Consider the following 17,223-nt stretch of genomic DNA (forward strand, 5'->3'; position numbering starts at 1 on the left):
GCGACTCCTTCCAATGGTCCGCCTACCGGGTTAGCTGTCGGGTTCGGGCGGTGGTTCGGAAGGGTTGCCCTACGGCGTCGTCCCGGACGGGATTCGGCCGATTCACCCCAGGTTCGGTGGGTCCCCGGCTCCGGGTGCCCCGTACGGGACGGGCCGGACTCGGCGGGGGCCGCGCACGCGGCCCGACCGCAACCTAGCCAACTCGTGTGGCTAGTGTGAAGGTTGGTGCGTGATATGTCCGATACATTTTCGTGATCCGAGACCGGAATCACGTCCGGGTCATCGGGTGATTCCGCTGGGTAAGGGATGTTCGCCCCTTCGCCCGCGCGGTCTTCTTCCCGGGACGGCGACCGGTTGTCGGTGGGGCGCCCTAGACTCGGAGAGCGATGAGCAGCCTCTTTGACGACAGCTTCCTGGCGGACCTCCAGCCCCCGCGCGGGCGCGAGGAGGAGCCTCCGCCGCCGCCCGAGGACGATCACGCTCCGGAGCCGCTTCCGGACGATCTGTTCGGCGGGAAGTTCGACGTGCCGCCGGACCGGGATTCCTACTACCGCGACGGCGCCCCCCGCCCCGCACTCGACGCGGCGGCGCTGCTGGAGGGGCTGAACGACAACCAGCGCGCCGCGGTCGTCCACGCCGGCTCCCCCCTGCTCATCGTCGCCGGCGCCGGCTCCGGCAAGACCCGTGTGCTCACCCACCGCATCGCCCACCTGCTCGCCGAGCGGAGCGTGCACCCGGGCCAGATCCTCGCGATCACCTTCACCAACAAGGCCGCGGGCGAGATGAAGGAGCGCGTCGAGCAGCTCGTCGGCCCGCGCGCGCACGCGATGTGGGTGATGACCTTCCACAGCGCGTGCGTGCGCATCCTGCGGCGCGAGTCGAAGAAGCTCGGTTTCACGTCGTCGTTCTCGATCTACGACGCCGCCGACAGCAAGCGCCTGATGGCCCTGGTCTGCCGCGACCTGGACCTCGACCCCAAGCGCTTCCCGCCCAAGTCCTTCAGCGCCAAGATCAGCAATCTGAAGAACGAGCTGATCGACGAGGAGGACTTCGCCGCCCAGGCCGCCGACGGCTTCGAGAAGACCCTCGCCCAGGCCTACGCGCTCTACCAGTCCCGCCTCCGCGAGGCCAACGCGCTCGACTTCGACGACCTGATCATGACGACGGTCAATCTGCTGCGCGCCTTCCCGGACGTCGCCGAGCACTACCGCCGCCGCTTCCGGCACGTCCTGGTCGACGAGTACCAGGACACCAACCACGCCCAGTACGCACTGGTCCGCGAACTGGTCGGCACCGTCGAGCGCGCCGCCGAGGACGTCACCGAGGACGTCGCCGCCCCGCCGGGCGAGCACGACCTCCCGCCCGCCGAGCTGTGCGTCGTCGGTGACGCGGACCAGTCGATCTACGCCTTCCGGGGCGCGACGATCCGCAACATCCTCCAGTTCGAGGAGGACTACCCGAACGCGACGACGATCCTGCTGGAGCAGAACTACCGCTCCACCCAGACGATCCTGAGCGCCGCCAACGCGGTCATCGAGCGCAACGAGTCCCGCCGTCCGAAGAACCTGTGGACCAACGCCGGCCAGGGCGCCCGGATCACCGGCTACGTCGCCGACACCGAGCACGACGAGGCCCAGTTCGTCGCCGACGAGATAGACCGCCTGGTCGACGCGGGCGACGCCAAGGCGGGCGACGTGGCCGTCTTCTACCGCACCAACGCCCAGTCCCGTGTCTTCGAAGAGGTCTTCATCCGCGTCGGCCTGCCCTACAAGGTCGTCGGCGGCGTCCGCTTCTACGAGCGCAAGGAGGTCCGGGACGTCCTGGCCTACCTGCGCGTTCTCGCCAACCCCGAGGACTCGGTGCCGCTGCGCCGCATCCTCAACGTCCCCAAGCGGGGCATCGGCGAGCGCGCCGAGGCGATGATCGACGCCCTCTCCCAGCGCGAGAAGATCAGCTTCCCGCAGGCGCTCAAGCGCGTGGACGAGGCGTACGGCATGGCCGCGCGCTCCACCAACGCGGTCAAGCGGTTCAACACGCTGATGGAGGACCTGCGCACCATCGTGGAGTCCGGCGCCGGACCGGCCACCGTGCTGGAGGCCGTCCTCGAACGCACCGGATACCTGGCCGAGTTGCAGTCCTCCACCGACCCGCAGGACGAGACCCGCATCGAGAACCTCCAGGAACTCGCGGCCGTGGCCCTGGAGTTCGAGCAGGAGCGCGCGGAGGGCGAGCAGGGCACGCTGGCCGACTTCCTGGAGCAGGTGGCCCTCGTCGCCGACTCCGACCAGATCCCCGACGAGGACGAGGAAGGCGCCGGCGTCATCACCCTGATGACCCTGCACACCGCCAAGGGCCTGGAGTTCCCGGTCGTCTTCCTGACCGGCATGGAGGACGGCGTCTTCCCGCACATGCGCGCCCTCGGCCAGACCAAGGAGCTGGAGGAGGAGCGGCGCCTCGCGTACGTCGGCATCACGCGCGCGCGTGAGCGGCTGTACCTCACCCGGTCGTCCATGCGCAGCGCCTGGGGCCAGCCGTCGTACAACCCGCCTTCCCGCTTCCTGGAGGAGATCCCGACCGCGCACCTGGAGTGGAAGCGGACGGGCGCGACGGCTCCGGTCTCCTCCGGCCCGGCCTCCGGGATCGCCGCCTCGCTGTCCTCGTCCCGCTCGCGCTCGTCGGCCGCGGGCGCGTCCGGGTTCGCCACGCGGCGTACGACGGACAAGCCGGCGGTGTCGCTGGCGGTCGGCGACCGGGTCACCCACGACCAGTTCGGGCTCGGCACGGTCGTCGCGGTGGCGGGCGCCGACGACAAGGCCCAGGCGACGATCGACTTCGGCGACGGCAAGCCGAAGCGGCTGCTGCTGCGCTACGCGCCGGTCGAGAAGCTGTAGAAGCAGTGGAAGGTGTGAGCCCCGCCGGACCGGCGGGGCTCACACCGTCACGGCTCACGTCGGGATACGCGGCTCAGGTCGGGTCCAGGCCGTGGCTGCGCAGCCACGGCAGCGGGTCCACGGCCGCTCCGCCCGCCGGATGCACCTCGAAGTGCAGGTGCGGGCCGGTGGAGTTGCCGGAGTTGCCGGAATACGCGATCGGCTGGCCGGCCTTGACGGACGTGCCCGCGGGGACCTGGTAGCTGGACAGGTGGCAGTACCAGGTCTCCGTGCCGTCCTTCGCCGTCAGTATCAGCATGTTGCCGTAGGCGCTGTTCCACTTGGTGGTGACGGTGCCGTCGGTGGCGGCCATCACCGTGGTGCCGTAGGAGACGGGGAAGTCGATGCCCGTGTGCACCGACATCCAGTTCACGCCCGCCTGGCCGAAGTAGGCGCTGAGCCCCCTCTGCGTGACCGGCAGGACGAACTTGGGGCGCAGCCGCTCCTTGAGCGCGGCCTCCGCGAGGGCCTTCTTGCGGTCCTGCTCCTGCTGGTTCTTGAGGTCGATCCGCTCCTGCGTCCGGCTGGCCCGGTCGGCGAAGTCGTGGGCGTCGGCGGAGAGCGTCTTGAGCTGGGCGTCCAGCTTGCTGTTGGCGATCGCCGGCTTGACCGCGTGCGCGTCCGCGGCGGTGGCGGCGGTGTCCTTGCTGTCGTCGCTGAAGGCACCGACCGAGGCGACCGCGATCCCGGCGACACCCATCACACAGGCCGAGGGCACGGCGACGGTCAGCAGCGCGGAGCGCTTGGCAGGCGTACGGCGCCGGGACCGCCCGGCGCTGCGCGCGCCCGCCCGGGTCGTCGGCGTGGTCTCTTCCTGCTCCTCCAACAGGTCGTTCGCGGCGGGCGGTTCACCGTTTGCGGTGCCCACCGGATCGTCGGCGGCGTACCCCGTCTGAGGGAAGTCCGCGGCCGGGTCGCCGACCTGCTCGAACGTGGCGGTGGCCTGCTGGTCGAACGGCACGCCGGCCTGCTCGGGAACGGCCTGGCCGGGGGAGTTCCACTGCGTGGCGTCGTACGCGCCGGTCTCGAAGCTCTGGGTGCCCCACTCCCACTGCTGGGTCATGCCGCCGGGCTGCTCGGGTTGGAGCCAGCCGCTCGCGTCCCACTGTCCACTGACGTCATGGCCCGTGGCCTGCGGGGGAACGGTCCAGGCGGTGGCGTCGTGCACGCCGGAGTCGTAGGCGGCGTGGTGCTGGGCCGCGTACGCGTCGTAGTGCGGCGTCGTGCCGGTCTGCCACGGCGTCGTGTCGTAGGCGCCGGTGGTCTGCGGGCCGGGCAGGCTGCCGAAGAGCGGGTCGCCGTGGAAGGTGCCGGTGGTGTCGTGGGAGTGCGCGAAACCGGTGGCGTCGTAGCCGCCGTACGTGGTGAAGTCGCCGTAGGAGGCTTCGTGCGTCCCGTACGGCGCGTGGCCGTAGTGCGCGGAGGAGGCGTCAGAAGCCGGGGCCGGGGTGGTCATGGTCCCCGACGGGTGACGGTCGTTCACCAACTTCTCTTTCGCCTCGACAACAGGGGCTGCCAGAGCAGTGCGGCGACTGTACCCGCCGGTACCTGGGCGCGACAATCTTCAGCCGGTTTCGCGTGGGCCGGAAACGGGCAATCGGCGGACTTTCGGGGGACGCCGGACACGAGTTTGGCCGAGAGTTCGATGAGCGTTCGATGTGAGGTGGCTGCTGGTCACCTCAAGGCCGTCTGTAGGTCACGCCACCGTCAGACCGCCGGCGAGCGCGTCCCCGGGGCGCGCCGTGTCGAGGACCTCGCGTATCCCGGCCGCGACCGCGGGGTGCACCGGCAGGGCGAGATGCCCGATGCCGGTCACCTGGACGTTCTGCACGTCGAGGTCGGGGTGGTCCAGGCACGCCGACTCCACCGGATCCATGATGGTGTCCAGGTCGCTCCAGAAGCTGACGAACCGCGTACGGCAGCCGGGCGCGGGCCGGGCCAGCTCCTCGATCACCCCGGAACCGGGCCGCATCTGGCGCACGATCGGATGGGCGTCGGCGAGCGGCGCCACCCGGGTCCCCGCGTGCGGGGTGCCCAGGGTGACGAGCGTGCGCACCCGCAGATCGCCGCCGAGACGCTGCACGTAGTAGCGCGCTATCAGCCCACCGAGGCTGTGGCCCACGATGTCGACGCGGGCGCTGCCGGTGCGCTCGCAGATCTCCTCGACATGCCGCCCGAGCAGTTCGGCCGCGGTGCGGATGTCACAGGTCAGCGGTGAGTAGTTGAGCGACTCGACGCGCTGCCGGCCGTGCTGGGCGAGGCTGCGGCGCAGCAGTACGAACACCGAGCGGTTGTCGATGAAGCCATGCAGCAGCACGACCGGCGGGCCGGAGCGGACGGGCAGCCGGGCGGCGCCGTTCTGCGCGGGCAGGGCCGGGAAGCGGCGCTCCTGGACGAAGCCGGTCGGATAGAGCAGCAGGTGGCCGGCCAGGATCGCGGCCTCGAGGGCGGTCGCCTTGAGCAGCGCCATGGACAGTCCGGCGAGCCGTCCCGGCCACAGGCGCCGGTAGATCGCAAGAGAGAGTGGCAGTACTCCGGTGACCTTCATGGGCCGACCTCCTGTCGGCACGCCGGAGGACGGCTCCATCCCCCGTGTGCCCTCATGTCCCACGTGTGATTTCCCCCTCGCTGCGCACCGTAAAACTGCCGGTTGCGGGATGCTGGAGATAACGTTCGTTCACTTCGCGACGGGTGGCGGGACGCGCCAGAAGTGCGGTACTTGTCGTGATGGGCCGGAAGCGATCGCTTCCGGGATCGTCTATGGAGGCAGTGATGGGTGTGGCAGCCGGTCCGATCCGCGTGGTGGTCGCCAAGCCGGGGCTCGACGGCCACGATCGCGGGGCCAAGGTCATCGCTCGTGCCCTGCGCGACGCCGGTATGGAGGTCATCTACACCGGCCTTCACCAGACGCCGGAGCAGATCGTCGACACCGCCATCCAGGAGGACGCCGACGCGATCGGTCTGTCCATCCTCTCGGGCGCGCACAACACGCTGTTCGCCGCGGTGATCGACCTGCTCAAGGAGCGCGAGGCCGAGGACATCCTGGTCTTCGGCGGCGGCATCATCCCGGAGGAGGACATCGCGCCGCTGAAGGAGAAGGGCGTCGCGGAGATCTTCACCCCCGGGGCGACCACGGCGTCGATCGTGGAGTGGGTGCGCGAGAACGCGGGTCAGCGGGCCGCGTCCGGCGGCTGAGCCGACGGCAGGTCCGGGCGGGGTGCGCGGGGGGTGCCGGCCGGTGCCAGCTCGTCCGCCATCGCCGCTCGCAGCCGCAGCGTCGTGACCAGCCGCTGGAAGGCCTCCGCCCAGTAGCCCCCGGCTCCCGGCGCCGCGTCCTCCCGCTCGTCGGGTATCGCCAGCAGCCCTTCCAGCCGTGCGACCTCCGCCGGGTCCAGGCAGCGCTCGGCCAGTCCCATCACCCCGCTGAAGCTCCAGGGGTAACTGCCCGCGTCGCGCGCGATGTTGAGCGCGTCCACGACCGAGCGGCCCAGTGGCGGCGCCCAGGGCACGGCGCACACCCCGAGCAGCTGGAACGCCTCCGACAGGCCGTGTGTCGCGATGAACCCGGCCACCCACGCGGCCCGTTCCGCCGGCTCCAGGGCCGCCAGCAGCTTCGCGCGCTCCGCCAGGGACACCGCCCCCGGTCCGCCCGCCTCCGGCGCCGACGGCGCGCCGAGCAAGGCCCTCGACCAGTCGGCGTCGCGCTGCCGCACCGCCGCCCGGCACCAGGCCGCGTGCAGTTCGCCCTGCCAGCCGTCGGCCACGGGCAGCGCCACGATGTCCCGCGCGGTGCGCCCGCCGAGCCGCTCCGGCCAGCTGCCGAGCGGGGCGGCCTCCACCAACTGCCCCAGCCACCATGAGCGTTCTCCTCTGCCTGCGGGAGGCGTGGCCACCACACCGTCGCACTCCATGCTCGAATCGCACTCGACCGGCGGCTCGACCGCGATCGCCGGCACGGGTCCCGTACGGTCGAGAGCCACACAGGCCGCCGCCCGTACGGCCATGCGCGCGGCCAGCGCCGAGTGCGGCAGCGCCGACAGCAGCTCCGCGGCCGTCGCCCGGACATTGCGGCTGCGGTCGCCCAACGCCTGCTCCAGGAACGGCTCGTCCCCGGCGGCGAGGCCCGCGCGCAGCGTGTCGAGGAACATCAGCCGGTCCTCCGCCCGCTCCTTCGGCCAGGTCGACGCCAGCAGTTCGCGCGCGAGCGCGGGCTCACGCGCGCGCAGTGCGCCCAGCAGCGCCACCCGCTCGGCGAACAGCCCCTCCTGCCACAGCCGCTCCACCCCCTCGGCGTCGTCGGGGCCGGGCAGTGCGGCACCGCCGCCGGGGGCCGCGCGCAGGGCGAAGCGCCAGTCCCTGTTCAACCGGGCCAGCCACAGGGCGCGCGGGCCGGCGAACGCCAGTGCCGCCGGGCGCAGGTCGGTACGCCCCCGGGCCGCGTCCAACAGGGCGGGCAGCGCTTGCGGGGGCGCCGCGTACCCGTGCTCGACGGCTGCCGCGAGCCACTGCGGGAGCAGCTCCATGAGGTCCGGGGAGCTGCCCCGGCGGCCGCTGCCCGCCGCGCCGGAGCGGTCGGCCAGCAGGGTGGCGAGGCGGCGGGCCGCTGCGGCGGGCAGGACCGGGCGCGGGTCCGCGGGCGCCGGCTCCGGCCGTCGGCCCGCGCGCGCGGGGCGCAGCCCGGCCCGCCGCCGCACGGTCGCGACGGCGGCCGCGTCCAGCAGCGCCAGCGGAGCCTCCCGGCCGGGTGCGGAACCCGCCCAGGGGCGCCGGTCGGTGCCGAGCAGGGCGGTGGTGAGCAGGTCGTCCCAGGAAACCGCGGGATCCGCGCCGGTCCGGGCGGCCGAGGTCGCGTTCATGTCGTCCCCCTCCTGATGGCTCAGGGCGTTCCGTTTCGTCTCGGGCCCGCTCAGCACAGCGGCACCGCCTCGTCCGTCCCCGCCGCCCAGGCGGTGAGCGGGGTGAAGCCGCGGTGGCCGCATTCGCCGAAGACCGTCACGGGGGCGCCGCCGGACAGGGCGGTCAGGCGCCACAGGCCGGGGCGGGAGCGGGCGGCCCGGGTCAGGGGCAGGGCCGTGTCCGTGTCGGCGTCGGCCAGCTGCCACGTCTCGCCGTCGGGGACCGGGACCACCCGCTCCAGCGTCACCGGGACCGACTCCAGCCAGGGATCGTCGCGCAGCGCCGCGCCGTACCGGTCCGCCGCGTCCCCCGTCGACACGCCCGGTGGGCGGAACGCGGCAGGCGTCGGCGGGGCGTGGCGCTCGCCCAGGCTCGCCCGGGCCCGGGCGGCTCCCGGGTGGCCGGACAGCTCCGCGTCCAGCGCCAGCCCGACCGGCAGGGACAGCTCCGGGGCCCGGCCCGCGGCGCCGTACGACAGCAGCAGCCGGGTGTCGCCCGAATCGGCGCCGTGCAGCCAGATCCGGCGGGTCGTCAGCTTCGCGTCCACCGTGTCGTACTGGGCGAGGACCAGCCAGCGGTCGCGCACCGGCGGGCCGTCCGCCGGTGTGGGCAGGCCGAGCCGCGAGCGGACCGTGGCCGCGAGGGCGTCCGGCAGCGCGTCGCGGCGCAGCCAGCCCTGGTCGAGCAGATGCAGCAGCGCGCACTCCTCCAGCAACCGGGCCGGCCAGCCCGGCCCCGACGCCGGTATCGCCCCCAACTCCCGCACCCGCGCCGCGAGTCCGGGCGCCTGCGCGTCGACCATGCGGGCCGCCGTCTCGTCCCATGCCCCGTACCCCGCCTGCTCGGCCGGGGCCAGGCCGCCACGCAGCAGGTCGGCGAGGCGCTGCTCCAGCTCCGTCGCGCCCGCGGTGACCCGCTCGGCCCGGCGCTCGGCCCGCCGCCGTACCGCCTCGGGATCGGCGGGCCCGGACGCGGAACTCCCCTCGCCCCGGGCCGGTTTGCCCTCGACCCGCCCGCGTCTGGAGGCGAGCCATTCCCCGGCCCACCCCGGCGGCTCGCCGGACACCGGCACCGCGCCGCCGCCCGCCCACAGCAGAAGCAGCCCGAGTGCGTGCTTGCACGGGAACTTACGGCTCGGACAACTGCACTTGTACGCCGGTCCGGCCAGGTCCACAACCGTCCGGTACGGCCTGCTGCCACTGCCCCTGCACAGTCCCCACACCGTCCCCTCTCCACTGCCCGTCTCGGACCACGGACCGGCCGTGCCGAGCTTGCTCCCCGCCGTGCGTGACGCGGCGTCAGGCGCCAGTGCCAGCACCTGGTCCGCGGTCCAGCGCACCCGCTGCTCAGTCATGCCCCCGACGGTAGGTCCCGCCACTGACAATCGGCCATGCGTGGGAGTTTGTGCAGGTCAGAGCGATTGTCAGTGGCGTGGTGCACGGTGGATGCCAGATCCGAACCGGCCGAGCTGGAGGGGGCCTCAGCCATGTCTGTGTCCGAGGAAGTGACGTCCGTGGAAGCGACGCCCGTCGACGCGGCGTCCGGCGAAGCGAGCGGGAGCAGCGGGACGGCGAGCGGGGGAACGGGGACAGTGGGCGGACGCCGGGAGCCGCAGGCGCTGCGACCGCACGCCGAGCACGCCTTCGCCGCCGAACTCGCCGCGCTCGCCCGGCAGGACGACCGCCCGCGCCCGGCCCGCTGGAAGCTGTCGCCGTGGGCGGTGGCGACGTACCTGCTCGGCGGCACCCTGCCGGACGGCACGGTGATCACACCCAAGTACGTGGGCCCGCGCCGCATCGTCGAGGTCGCCGTCACCACGCTCGCCACCGACCGCGCCCTGCTCCTGCTCGGCGTCCCCGGCACCGCCAAGACCTGGGTCTCCGAGCATCTCGCGGCCGCGGTCAGCGGAGACTCCACGCTGCTGGTCCAGGGCACGGCGGGCACCCCGGAGGAGGCGATCCGGTACGGCTGGAACTACGCCCGTCTGCTCGCGCACGGCCCGAGCCGTGACGCCCTCGTGCCCAGCCCCGTCATGCGTGCCATGGCCGAGGGCATGACGGCGCGCGTCGAGGAGTTGACCCGTATCCCGGCCGACGTGCAGGACACGCTGATCACGATCCTGTCCGAGAAGACGCTGCCCGTCCCCGAGCTGGGCGAGGAGGTCCAGGCGGTCCGCGGCTTCAACCTCATCGCCACCGCCAACGACCGTGACAGAGGCGTCAACGACCTCTCCAGCGCGCTGCGCCGCCGCTTCAACACCGTGGTGCTGCCGCTGCCGGAGAGCGCCGAGGCGGAGGTCGACATCGTCACCCGCCGGGTGGAGCAGATCGGCCGTTCCCTCGATCTGCCGGCCGCGCCCGACGGCATCGAGGAGATCCGCCGTGTCGTGACGGTCTTCCGCGAGCTGCGCGACGGAGTGAGCGCCGACGGCCGCACGAAGCTGAAGTCGCCGAGCGGCACGCTGTCCACGGCCGAGGCGATCTCCGTCGTCACGAGCGGCCTCGCCCTGTCCGCCCACTTCGGCGACGGCGTGCTGCGCCCGGGTGACGTCGCCGCCGGCATCCTCGGCGCGGTCGTCCGCGATCCGGCGGCCGACCGGGTCGTCTGGCAGGAGTACCTGGAGACGGTCGTCCGCGAGCGCGAGGGCTGGACGGACTTCTACCGCGCGTGCCGGGAGGTGAGCGCGTGAACGGCACGCGCGGGCCCGGGGCCCGCGACCCCGGCCCCCTCCTGCTCGGCGTGCGGCACCACGGACCCGGCTCCGCGCGCGCGGTGCGGGCCGCGCTGGCCGCCGCCCGTCCCCGTACCGTCCTGATCGAGGGCCCGCCCGAGGCCGACGCGCTCATCCCGCTGGCCGCCGACCCCGGCCTGCGGCCCCCGGTCGCCCTGCTCGCCCACGCCGTGGACGAGCCCGGCCGCTCGGCGTTCTGGCCGTTCGCCGAGTTCAGCCCCGAGTGGGTGGCGATCCGCTGGGCCCTGGAGCAGGGCGTCACGGCCCGCTTCGTCGACCTGCCTGCCACGCACACGCTCGCGTGGCAGGGGCGGGACGTGTCTGCGGACGGGACCGGGCGGCCGGGACGGGGCGCGGGGGAGGATCCGGCCGAGGCAGGCGGCGAGGAGAGCACGGGCGCCGCGGGCAGCGAGGAGAACCCGGGCGCCGCGGGCGACAGGGGAGACCCGCAGGACATCGGTGACGCCCCCGAAGCCGGTGATCAGACCCGCCGGTTCAGGGTCGATCCGCTCGCCGCGCTCGCCGAGGCCGCGGGGTACGACGACCCCGAGCGCTGGTGGGAGGACGTCGTCGAGCACCGGGGCCCGGGTGAGCGGGATCCCTTCGCGCCGTTCGCCGCCCTGGAGGACGCCATGGGCGCGCTGCGCGAGCGGTACGGCGCGGGCGGGCACGCGCGTGACCTCGTACGCGAGGCGCACATGCGGCTCCAACTGCGCGCCGCGCGCAAGGAGTTCGGGGGCGACGTGGCGGTGGTCTGCGGGGCCTGGCACGTGCCCGCACTGCGCGCGAAGACCACCGTCACCGCCGACCGCGCCCTGCTGAAGGGGCTGCCCAAGGTCAGGACGGACCTGACCTGGGTGCCGTGGACGCACCGCAGGCTCGCCCGGGCCGGCGGCTACGGCGCGGGCATCGACTCGCCGGGCTGGTACGGCCATCTGTTCCACGCCCCCGACCGGCCGGTCGAGCGGTGGCTGACCAAGGTGGCGAGGCTGCTGCGCGAGGAGGACCGGATCGTCTCCTCCGCCCATGTCATCGAGGCCGTCCGGCTCGCCGAGACCCTGGCCGCGCTGCGCGGCCGCCCGCTGCCCGGGCTGAGCGAGACCACCGACGCCGTGCGCGCGGTGCTGGGCGACGGCTCCGAGGTGCCGCTGGCGCTGGTGCACGACCGGCTGGTCGTCGGGGACGCGCTGGGGGAGGTGCCGGAGGCGGCCCCGGCGGTGCCGCTCCAGCGCGACCTGGCCCGGCAGCAGCGCTCGCTTCGGCTCAAACCGGAGGCGCCGGAGCGGGAGTTGGAGCTGGACCTGCGCGGGGAGACGGACGCCGCCCGCAGCAGACTGCTGCACCGGCTGCGGCTGCTCGGCGTCGGCTGGGGCGAGCCGGCCCGGTCGCGGGGGAGCACGGGCACCTTCCGGGAGACCTGGCGGCTGCGCTGGGAGCCGGAGCTGTCGGTGCGGGTCGCCGAGGCGGGCGTGTGGGGGACGACCGTACAGGGCGCCGCGCAGGCCAGGGCGGAGGCGGACGCGGAGGCCGCGCGCGGCCTCGCCGAGGTCACCGCGCTCGCCGAGCAGTGCCTGCTCGCGGGGGTGCCGGAGGCCCTGCCGGTGGTCATGCGGGTGCTGGCCGACCGGGCCGCGCTCGACACCGACGTCGGTCATCTCGCCCAGGCCCTGCCCGCCCTCGTCCGCTCGCTGCGCTACGGCGATGTGCGGGGCACCGACACCGGCGCGCTGGCCGGGGTCGCGGCGGGTCTCGCCGAGCGGATCTTCGTCGGCCTGCCCCCGGCCTGCGCCGCGCTCGACACGGACGCGGCGGAGGAGATGCGCGGCCATGTGGACGCCGTGCACGCGGCGGTGGGGCTGCTGGCGGAGACGGCGGCCGCCACGGGCACCGACACGGGGAACGCAGGCGCGGGGAGTGGCGGCGCAGGGGACGGTGGCGGTGCCGGACCCGGCGCGCTGCGGGACCGCTGGCGAGTCGTGCTGCGGGCGTTGGCGCTGCGCGACACCGTGGCCGGTGTGCTGCGGGGGCGGGCGGTGCGGCTGCTGCTGGACGACGGCGTGCTGGGGCCCGAGGAGGCGGCGCGGCTGATGGGGCTCGTCCTGTCGCCGGGGACACCGCCCGCCGACGCGGCCGCCTGGATCGAGGGTTTCGTCGGCGGCGGGGGCGGGCTGCTGCTGGTGCACGACGAGCGGCTGCTCGGCCTGGTCGACAACTGGCTGACAGGGGTGCCGGCGGAGGCGTTCACGGACGTACTGCCGCTGCTGCGGCGCACGTTCGCGGCGTACGAGCCGGGAGTGCGCAGAACCCTCGGTGAACTGGTCCGGCGTGGACCGGGCGAGCGGACCGCCGGCCGGGCGGCAGGGGCGGGGACGGCACCGGGCTTCGCCGCCGAGCCGGACACCGAGCGCGCCGACGCCGTGCTCCCGGTGCTGCGGCTGCTGCTCGGCCTGGAGGAGGACCGGGACGAGAAGCCGGACCCGGACCCGGGCAAGGGTCCGGGCCGGGACCTGTGCGGGCAGCCGAGGACGACCGACGACAACAGCCTTGCGGGGGTGGGCACATGACAATCCAGCCGATCACGACGACCACCGGTCCCGGCCCCGGCATCGGTCCCGGCCCCAGCCCCGGCGTCGGTCCAGGTCCCGGCGTCGGCGACCCGGCGAGTGAGAGGTTGCGGCGGTGGCGGTTGGTGCTCGGCGGGGAGCAGGCCGACGGGACCGGATGCGCGCTGTCCGGGCGGGACGCGGCGATGGACGGCACGCTCGCCGCGCTCTACGGCAAGGGGGACAAACCGCAGGCGGGGCACGACCGTTCGGCCGGGCTCGGGGCCTCGGCGCCGTCGGTGGCGCGCTGGCTCGGCGACATCCGCCGCTACTTCCCGTCCTCCGTCGTCCAGGTCATGCAGCGCGACGCCATCGACCGGCTCGGGCTGTCCGCCCTGCTGCTGGAGCCGGAGATGCTGGAGGCGGTGGAGGCGGACGTGCATCTGGTCGGCACGCTGCTGTCGCTCAACAAGGCGATGCCGGAGACGACGAAGGAGACGGCGCGCGCGGTCGTCCGCAAGGTCGTCGAGGACCTGGAGAAGCGGCTCGCGACCCGAACCCGGGCCACCCTCACCGGTGCCCTGGACCGCAGTGCCCGGGTCAGCCGCCCGCGCCACCACGACATCGACTGGAACCGCACCATCGCGGCCAACCTCAAGCACTACCTGCCCGAGTACCGCACGGTCGTGCCGGAACGCCTCGTCGGATACGGGCGGGCCGCGCGGTCGGTGAAGAAGGAGGTCGTGCTCTGCATCGACCAGTCCGGTTCGATGGCGGCGTCCGTGGTCTACGCGTCGGTGTTCGGGGCGGTGCTGGCCTCCATGCGGGCGATCAGCACCCGGCTGGTCGTCTTCGACACGGCGGTGGCCGACCTCACCGACCAGCTGGACGATCCGGTCGACGTCCTCTTCGGCACCCAGCTCGGCGGCGGCACGGACATCAACCGGGCGCTCGCCTACTGCCAGTCGCAGATCACCCGTCCCGCCGAGACGGTGGTCGTGCTGATCAGTGACCTCTACGAGGGCGGCATCCGCGACGAGATGCTCAAGCGGGTCGCGGCGATGAAGGCGTCCGGGGTGCAGTTCGTGGCGCTGCTCGCGCTGTCGGACGAGGGCGCGCCGGCGTACGACCGGGAGCACGCGGCGGCGCTCGCCGCACTCGGCGCACCGGCCTTCGCCTGCACGCCCGACCTGTTCCCCGAGGTGATGGCGGCGGCCCTGGAGAAGCGACCACTGCCGATACCGGACACCGTGTGACAGGAGGAATGAAAGGGGATATGGCTACCCATCGGTAACACGGGGCTTGCGCGGACTTGGGGGTGCCGTGAAGGATCGGTGGAGTCCCTGCCGTGCCGATCCGAGGACGTTAGTCTCCTTGACCTTTTCCGCCGCCCTCCTTGGAACCACCGTGCGCGTGCTGCGCACGGCGGCCGGGCGGCGTGCGCTCCAACTGACGCTGCTGGTCGGCGGGTTGTTCGCGCTGGGGTTCCTCTTCGGCGAGCAGGCGCACGCGGCCGACGGAACGCCGGCGGGGGGAGCGGCGACGTCCCTCACGTCCGCGACATCCGCGACATCCGCGACATCCGCGGCGTCCGTGACATCCGTACTGCCCCTGACGCCGTCGGACTCCGGGGCGGCCGCGCAGAGTCATCCGGCGCGCACGACCGGCGAGAAGACCGTCACCTCTGCACAGGACATGCAGGACGTGCAAGGCGTGCTGTCCCCGGTGACGGGGACGGTGGCCACGGTGAACCGGACGGTGTCCACGGTCGTCCGGACCGTCGGGGGAGCGGCCGAGCGCGTCGTGCCGGCCCCCCTCCCGCTGCCGGACCTCGGCCACGTGCCGGACGTACCCGATGCGGTCGGCGTGCCGGTGTCTGCGCCGAGCCGGCAGGGGCAGGGCGAGGGCACGGCGAGCCGGCCCGCGAGCCCGGTCGGTACGCCCGCCCCGGCGCACCCGCACCCGCACCCGCGCCACGCCCGTACCGACGCCGGTGCCGCGGCCCCGGCCGGGCCGGCCCCGTTCGCCTCGTACGGGCCGGAGAGCGCCCCAGGGTCCCCGTGCGCCGCACCCCCCGCGCGTTCCTCCGCGCACCACGGCGCCGCCGGTTCCAACGGTGCCGTCGCCGCCCCCGGTCGTCCGGCGCCCGCCGGCACCCCGAACGGCGTACTGGGCAAGCAGGCGGCCGAGGGGACCGCGTCCCGTCATGCCGACGTGTATGTCGTCACCCTCGGTCACCGTGCCCCCCTGTGGCTCGTGCCCGGCACCGCCGTGCGCACCGACATGCCCCGCACCCGGGAACGGCACCGGGACATCCCTGTCTTCCCCGGCTAGCTCCGGCCGCCCCTCCTTCGGGCCTCGCCGGTCGCCGGCGACCGATGGCCGATCACCGCCCCCCGATCACCTCTGATCGCCGGTGATCCGTCACTGCTCCGTCGCTGATGCATCACTGATCCATTGCTGATCCATCACTGACGGACACGCGCAGGGGCCCGACCCGCTTCCGTGAGGTGTCCGGACCCGGACGGCCGAATGCCGTCGGATCGTTCGGGCGGGGCCCCACGGGTGAGACGGCCGGTCCCCATAGGGGTGGAGGCCGACCGTCACGGTCCCGGAACCACCGGGGCCGGCCCAGAGGCCTCACCGGGCCAACCCCAGCCCGGTGAGGCCTCGCACATCGCGCCAGTGCGCGGCACGCCGTGCCAGGGAACCCGGCATCATGTGACAGGTATCACCGCTCGGGTGTGACCCTCGATTTAGGGAGCCCCCGCGAGCGGGGATAACCTGCGAGACGGACATGCCGCGCGCTCGGACACCGTGTGCGCCTCCCTTGTGACAAGCGGACGTCACGTTGCCCTTCGCGGCACGCCCACGCATCCAACGAACCGCGAGATCACTGATAGGGACGGAAGCGCGTGGACCTGTTCGAGTACCAGGCGAGGGACCTCTTCGCCAAGCACGATGTACCGGTGCTGGCCGGTGAAGTCATCGACACGCCTGAGGCGGCCCGCGCAGCCACTGAGCGCCTGGGTGGCAAGTCCGTCGTCAAGGCTCAGGTGAAGGTCGGCGGCCGTGGCAAGGCCGGCGGCGTCAAGCTGGCCGCCTCCGTGGACGAGGCCGTCGAGCACGCCAACAACATCCTCGGCATGGACATCAAGGGCCACACGGTCCACAAGGTCATGATCGCCGAGACCGCCCCGGAGATCCTCGAGGAGTACTACGTCTCCTTCCTCCTCGACCGTGCCAACCGCACGTTCCTCTCCATCGCCTCCGTCCAGGGCGGCATGGAGATCGAGGAGGTGGCGAAGGACACCCCGGAGGCCGTCGCCCAGACGCCGATCAACCCGATCGACGGTGTGACCCCGGAGAAGGCCCGCGAGATCGTCGAGGCCGCCAAGTTCCCGGCCGAGGTCGCGGACAAGGTCGCGGACGTCCTCGTCAAGCTGTGGGACACCTTCATCAAGGAGGACGCCCTCCTGGTCGAGGTCAACCCGCTGGCGAAGGTCGCCTCCGGCGACGTCATCGCCCTCGACGGCAAGGTGTCGCTCGACGACAACGCCGAGTTCCGTCACCCCGACTTCGAGGAGCTCCACGACAAGGCCGCGGCCAACCCGCTCGAGGCCGCTGCCAAGGAGAAGAACCTCAACTACGTCAAGCTCGACGGCGAGGTCGGCATCATCGGCAACGGCGCGGGTCTCGTCATGAGCACCCTGGACGTCGTCGCCTACGCCGGTGAGAACCACGGTGGCGTCAAGCCCGCCAACTTCCTGGACATCGGCGGTGGCGCCTCCGCCCAGGTGATGGCGAACGGCCTGGAGATCATCCTCGGCGACCCCGACGTCAAGTCGGTCTTCGTCAACGTCTTCGGTGGCATCACCGCCTGTGACGAGGTCGCCAACGGCATCGTCCAGGCCCTGAAGCTCCTGGAGGACCGCGGCGAGAACGTCTCGAAGCCGCTCGTCGTCCGCCTCGACGGCAACAACGCCGAGCTGGGCCGCAAGATCCTCACGGACGCCAACCACCCGCTGGTGCAGCGCGTCGACACCATGGACGGCGCGGCCGACAAGGCCGCCGAGCTGGCCCACGCCGCCAAGTAAGCACTCAGGACGAGGACACCAACACA

Annotated in this window: 11 protein-coding genes and 1 riboswitch; of the genes, 7 read left to right on the plus strand and 4 right to left on the minus strand. The window is 73.2% G+C overall.

Annotation, left to right across the window (positions count from 1 at the left end; genetic code table 11):
* Window positions 1-2: 2 nt before the first annotated feature.
* Window positions 3-175, minus strand: a riboswitch (cyclic di-AMP (ydaO/yuaA leader).
* Window positions 176-386: 211 nt separating this feature from the next.
* Window positions 387-2,891, plus strand: a complete 2,505-nt coding sequence (pcrA, locus tag ACFC8N_RS29165; RefSeq protein WP_362818194.1) for a DNA helicase PcrA — start codon at window positions 387-389, stop codon at window positions 2,889-2,891.
* 73 nt (window positions 2,892-2,964) lie between these two features.
* Here pcrA and ACFC8N_RS29170 read toward each other — a convergent pair whose 3' ends face one another.
* A complete protein-coding gene (locus tag ACFC8N_RS29170; protein ID WP_356030132.1) occupies window positions 2,965-4,413 on the minus strand; it encodes a M23 family metallopeptidase in 1,449 nt (482 codons plus the stop codon).
* A gap of 213 nt (window positions 4,414-4,626) precedes the next feature.
* The gene (locus ACFC8N_RS29175) at window positions 4,627-5,478 is read right to left on the minus strand and encodes an esterase/lipase family protein (RefSeq protein ID WP_376291072.1); all 852 of its coding nucleotides are present in this window, start codon (window positions 5,476-5,478) and stop codon (window positions 4,627-4,629) included.
* Window positions 5,479-5,702: 224 nt separating this feature from the next.
* Here ACFC8N_RS29175 and ACFC8N_RS29180 point away from each other — a divergent pair, with 224 nt between their 5' ends.
* A complete protein-coding gene (locus tag ACFC8N_RS29180) occupies window positions 5,703-6,125 on the plus strand; it encodes a cobalamin B12-binding domain-containing protein (RefSeq protein ID WP_362818198.1) in 423 nt (140 codons plus the stop codon).
* Here ACFC8N_RS29180 and ACFC8N_RS29185 read toward each other — a convergent pair.
* Both ACFC8N_RS29185 and ACFC8N_RS29190 read right to left on the minus strand, forming a co-directional pair.
* Window positions 6,101-7,786, minus strand: a complete 1,686-nt coding sequence (locus ACFC8N_RS29185; protein ID WP_376291075.1) for a DUF5691 domain-containing protein — start codon at window positions 7,784-7,786, stop codon at window positions 6,101-6,103. The genes ACFC8N_RS29180 and ACFC8N_RS29185 overlap by 25 nt on opposite strands.
* Window positions 7,787-7,836: 50 nt before the next feature.
* Complete coding sequence (locus ACFC8N_RS29190) at window positions 7,837-9,180, minus strand: SWIM zinc finger family protein (RefSeq protein WP_376291077.1); 1,344 nt, start codon at window positions 9,178-9,180, stop codon at window positions 7,837-7,839.
* A gap of 132 nt (window positions 9,181-9,312) precedes the next feature.
* On the opposite strand from ACFC8N_RS29190, the gene ACFC8N_RS29195 reads away from it, so the two are divergent.
* The 5 genes from ACFC8N_RS29195 (at window position 9,313) to sucC (ending at window position 17,197) form a co-directional block, all read left to right on the plus strand.
* On the plus strand, window positions 9,313-10,515 hold the full coding sequence (locus tag ACFC8N_RS29195; protein WP_356030138.1) for an AAA family ATPase: 1,203 nt from the start codon (window positions 9,313-9,315) through the stop codon (window positions 10,513-10,515).
* The gene (locus ACFC8N_RS29200; protein ID WP_376291079.1) at window positions 10,512-13,121 is read left to right on the plus strand and encodes a DUF5682 family protein; all 2,610 of its coding nucleotides are present in this window, start codon (window positions 10,512-10,514) and stop codon (window positions 13,119-13,121) included. The genes ACFC8N_RS29195 and ACFC8N_RS29200 overlap by 4 nt, the downstream gene beginning before the upstream one ends.
* Window positions 13,118-14,356 (plus strand): VWA domain-containing protein, encoded by a 1,239-nt coding sequence (locus ACFC8N_RS29205; protein WP_376291082.1) that lies wholly within the window; start codon window positions 13,118-13,120, stop codon window positions 14,354-14,356. Before ACFC8N_RS29200 ends, ACFC8N_RS29205 begins: the two co-directional genes overlap by 4 nt.
* A gap of 118 nt (window positions 14,357-14,474) precedes the next feature.
* Window positions 14,475-15,434: a hypothetical protein gene (locus tag ACFC8N_RS29210; protein WP_376291085.1), complete on the plus strand. Its 960-nt coding sequence runs from the start codon at window positions 14,475-14,477 to the stop codon at window positions 15,432-15,434.
* Window positions 15,435-16,015: 581 nt separating this feature from the next.
* Window positions 16,016-17,197 carry an ADP-forming succinate--CoA ligase subunit beta gene (gene sucC, locus ACFC8N_RS29215; RefSeq protein ID WP_356030144.1) on the plus strand — a complete coding sequence of 394 codons (1,182 nt, stop codon included), beginning with the start codon at window positions 16,016-16,018 and terminating at the stop codon, window positions 17,195-17,197.
* The last annotated feature ends 26 nt before the right edge of the window (window positions 17,198-17,223 follow it).

The organism is Streptomyces sp. NPDC055966, from assembly GCF_042269865.1.
Classification (GTDB): domain Bacteria; phylum Actinomycetota; class Actinomycetes; order Streptomycetales; family Streptomycetaceae; genus Streptomyces.

Coding starts and splice junctions, on each gene's coding strand:
- pcrA (WP_362818194.1), top strand. CDS start 387: ATGAGCAGCCTCTTTGACGACAGCTTCCTGGCGGACCTCCAGCCCCCG.
- ACFC8N_RS29185 (WP_376291075.1), bottom strand. CDS start 7,786: ATGAACGCGACCTCGGCCGCCCGGACCGGCGCGGATCCCGCGGTTTCC.
- ACFC8N_RS29175 (WP_376291072.1), bottom strand. CDS start 5,478: ATGAAGGTCACCGGAGTACTGCCACTCTCTCTTGCGATCTACCGGCGC.
- ACFC8N_RS29190 (WP_376291077.1), bottom strand. CDS start 9,180: ATGACTGAGCAGCGGGTGCGCTGGACCGCGGACCAGGTGCTGGCACTG.
- ACFC8N_RS29195 (WP_356030138.1), top strand. CDS start 9,313: ATGTCTGTGTCCGAGGAAGTGACGTCCGTGGAAGCGACGCCCGTCGAC.
- ACFC8N_RS29180 (WP_362818198.1), top strand. CDS start 5,703: ATGGGTGTGGCAGCCGGTCCGATCCGCGTGGTGGTCGCCAAGCCGGGG.
- ACFC8N_RS29205 (WP_376291082.1), top strand. CDS start 13,118: ATGACAATCCAGCCGATCACGACGACCACCGGTCCCGGCCCCGGCATC.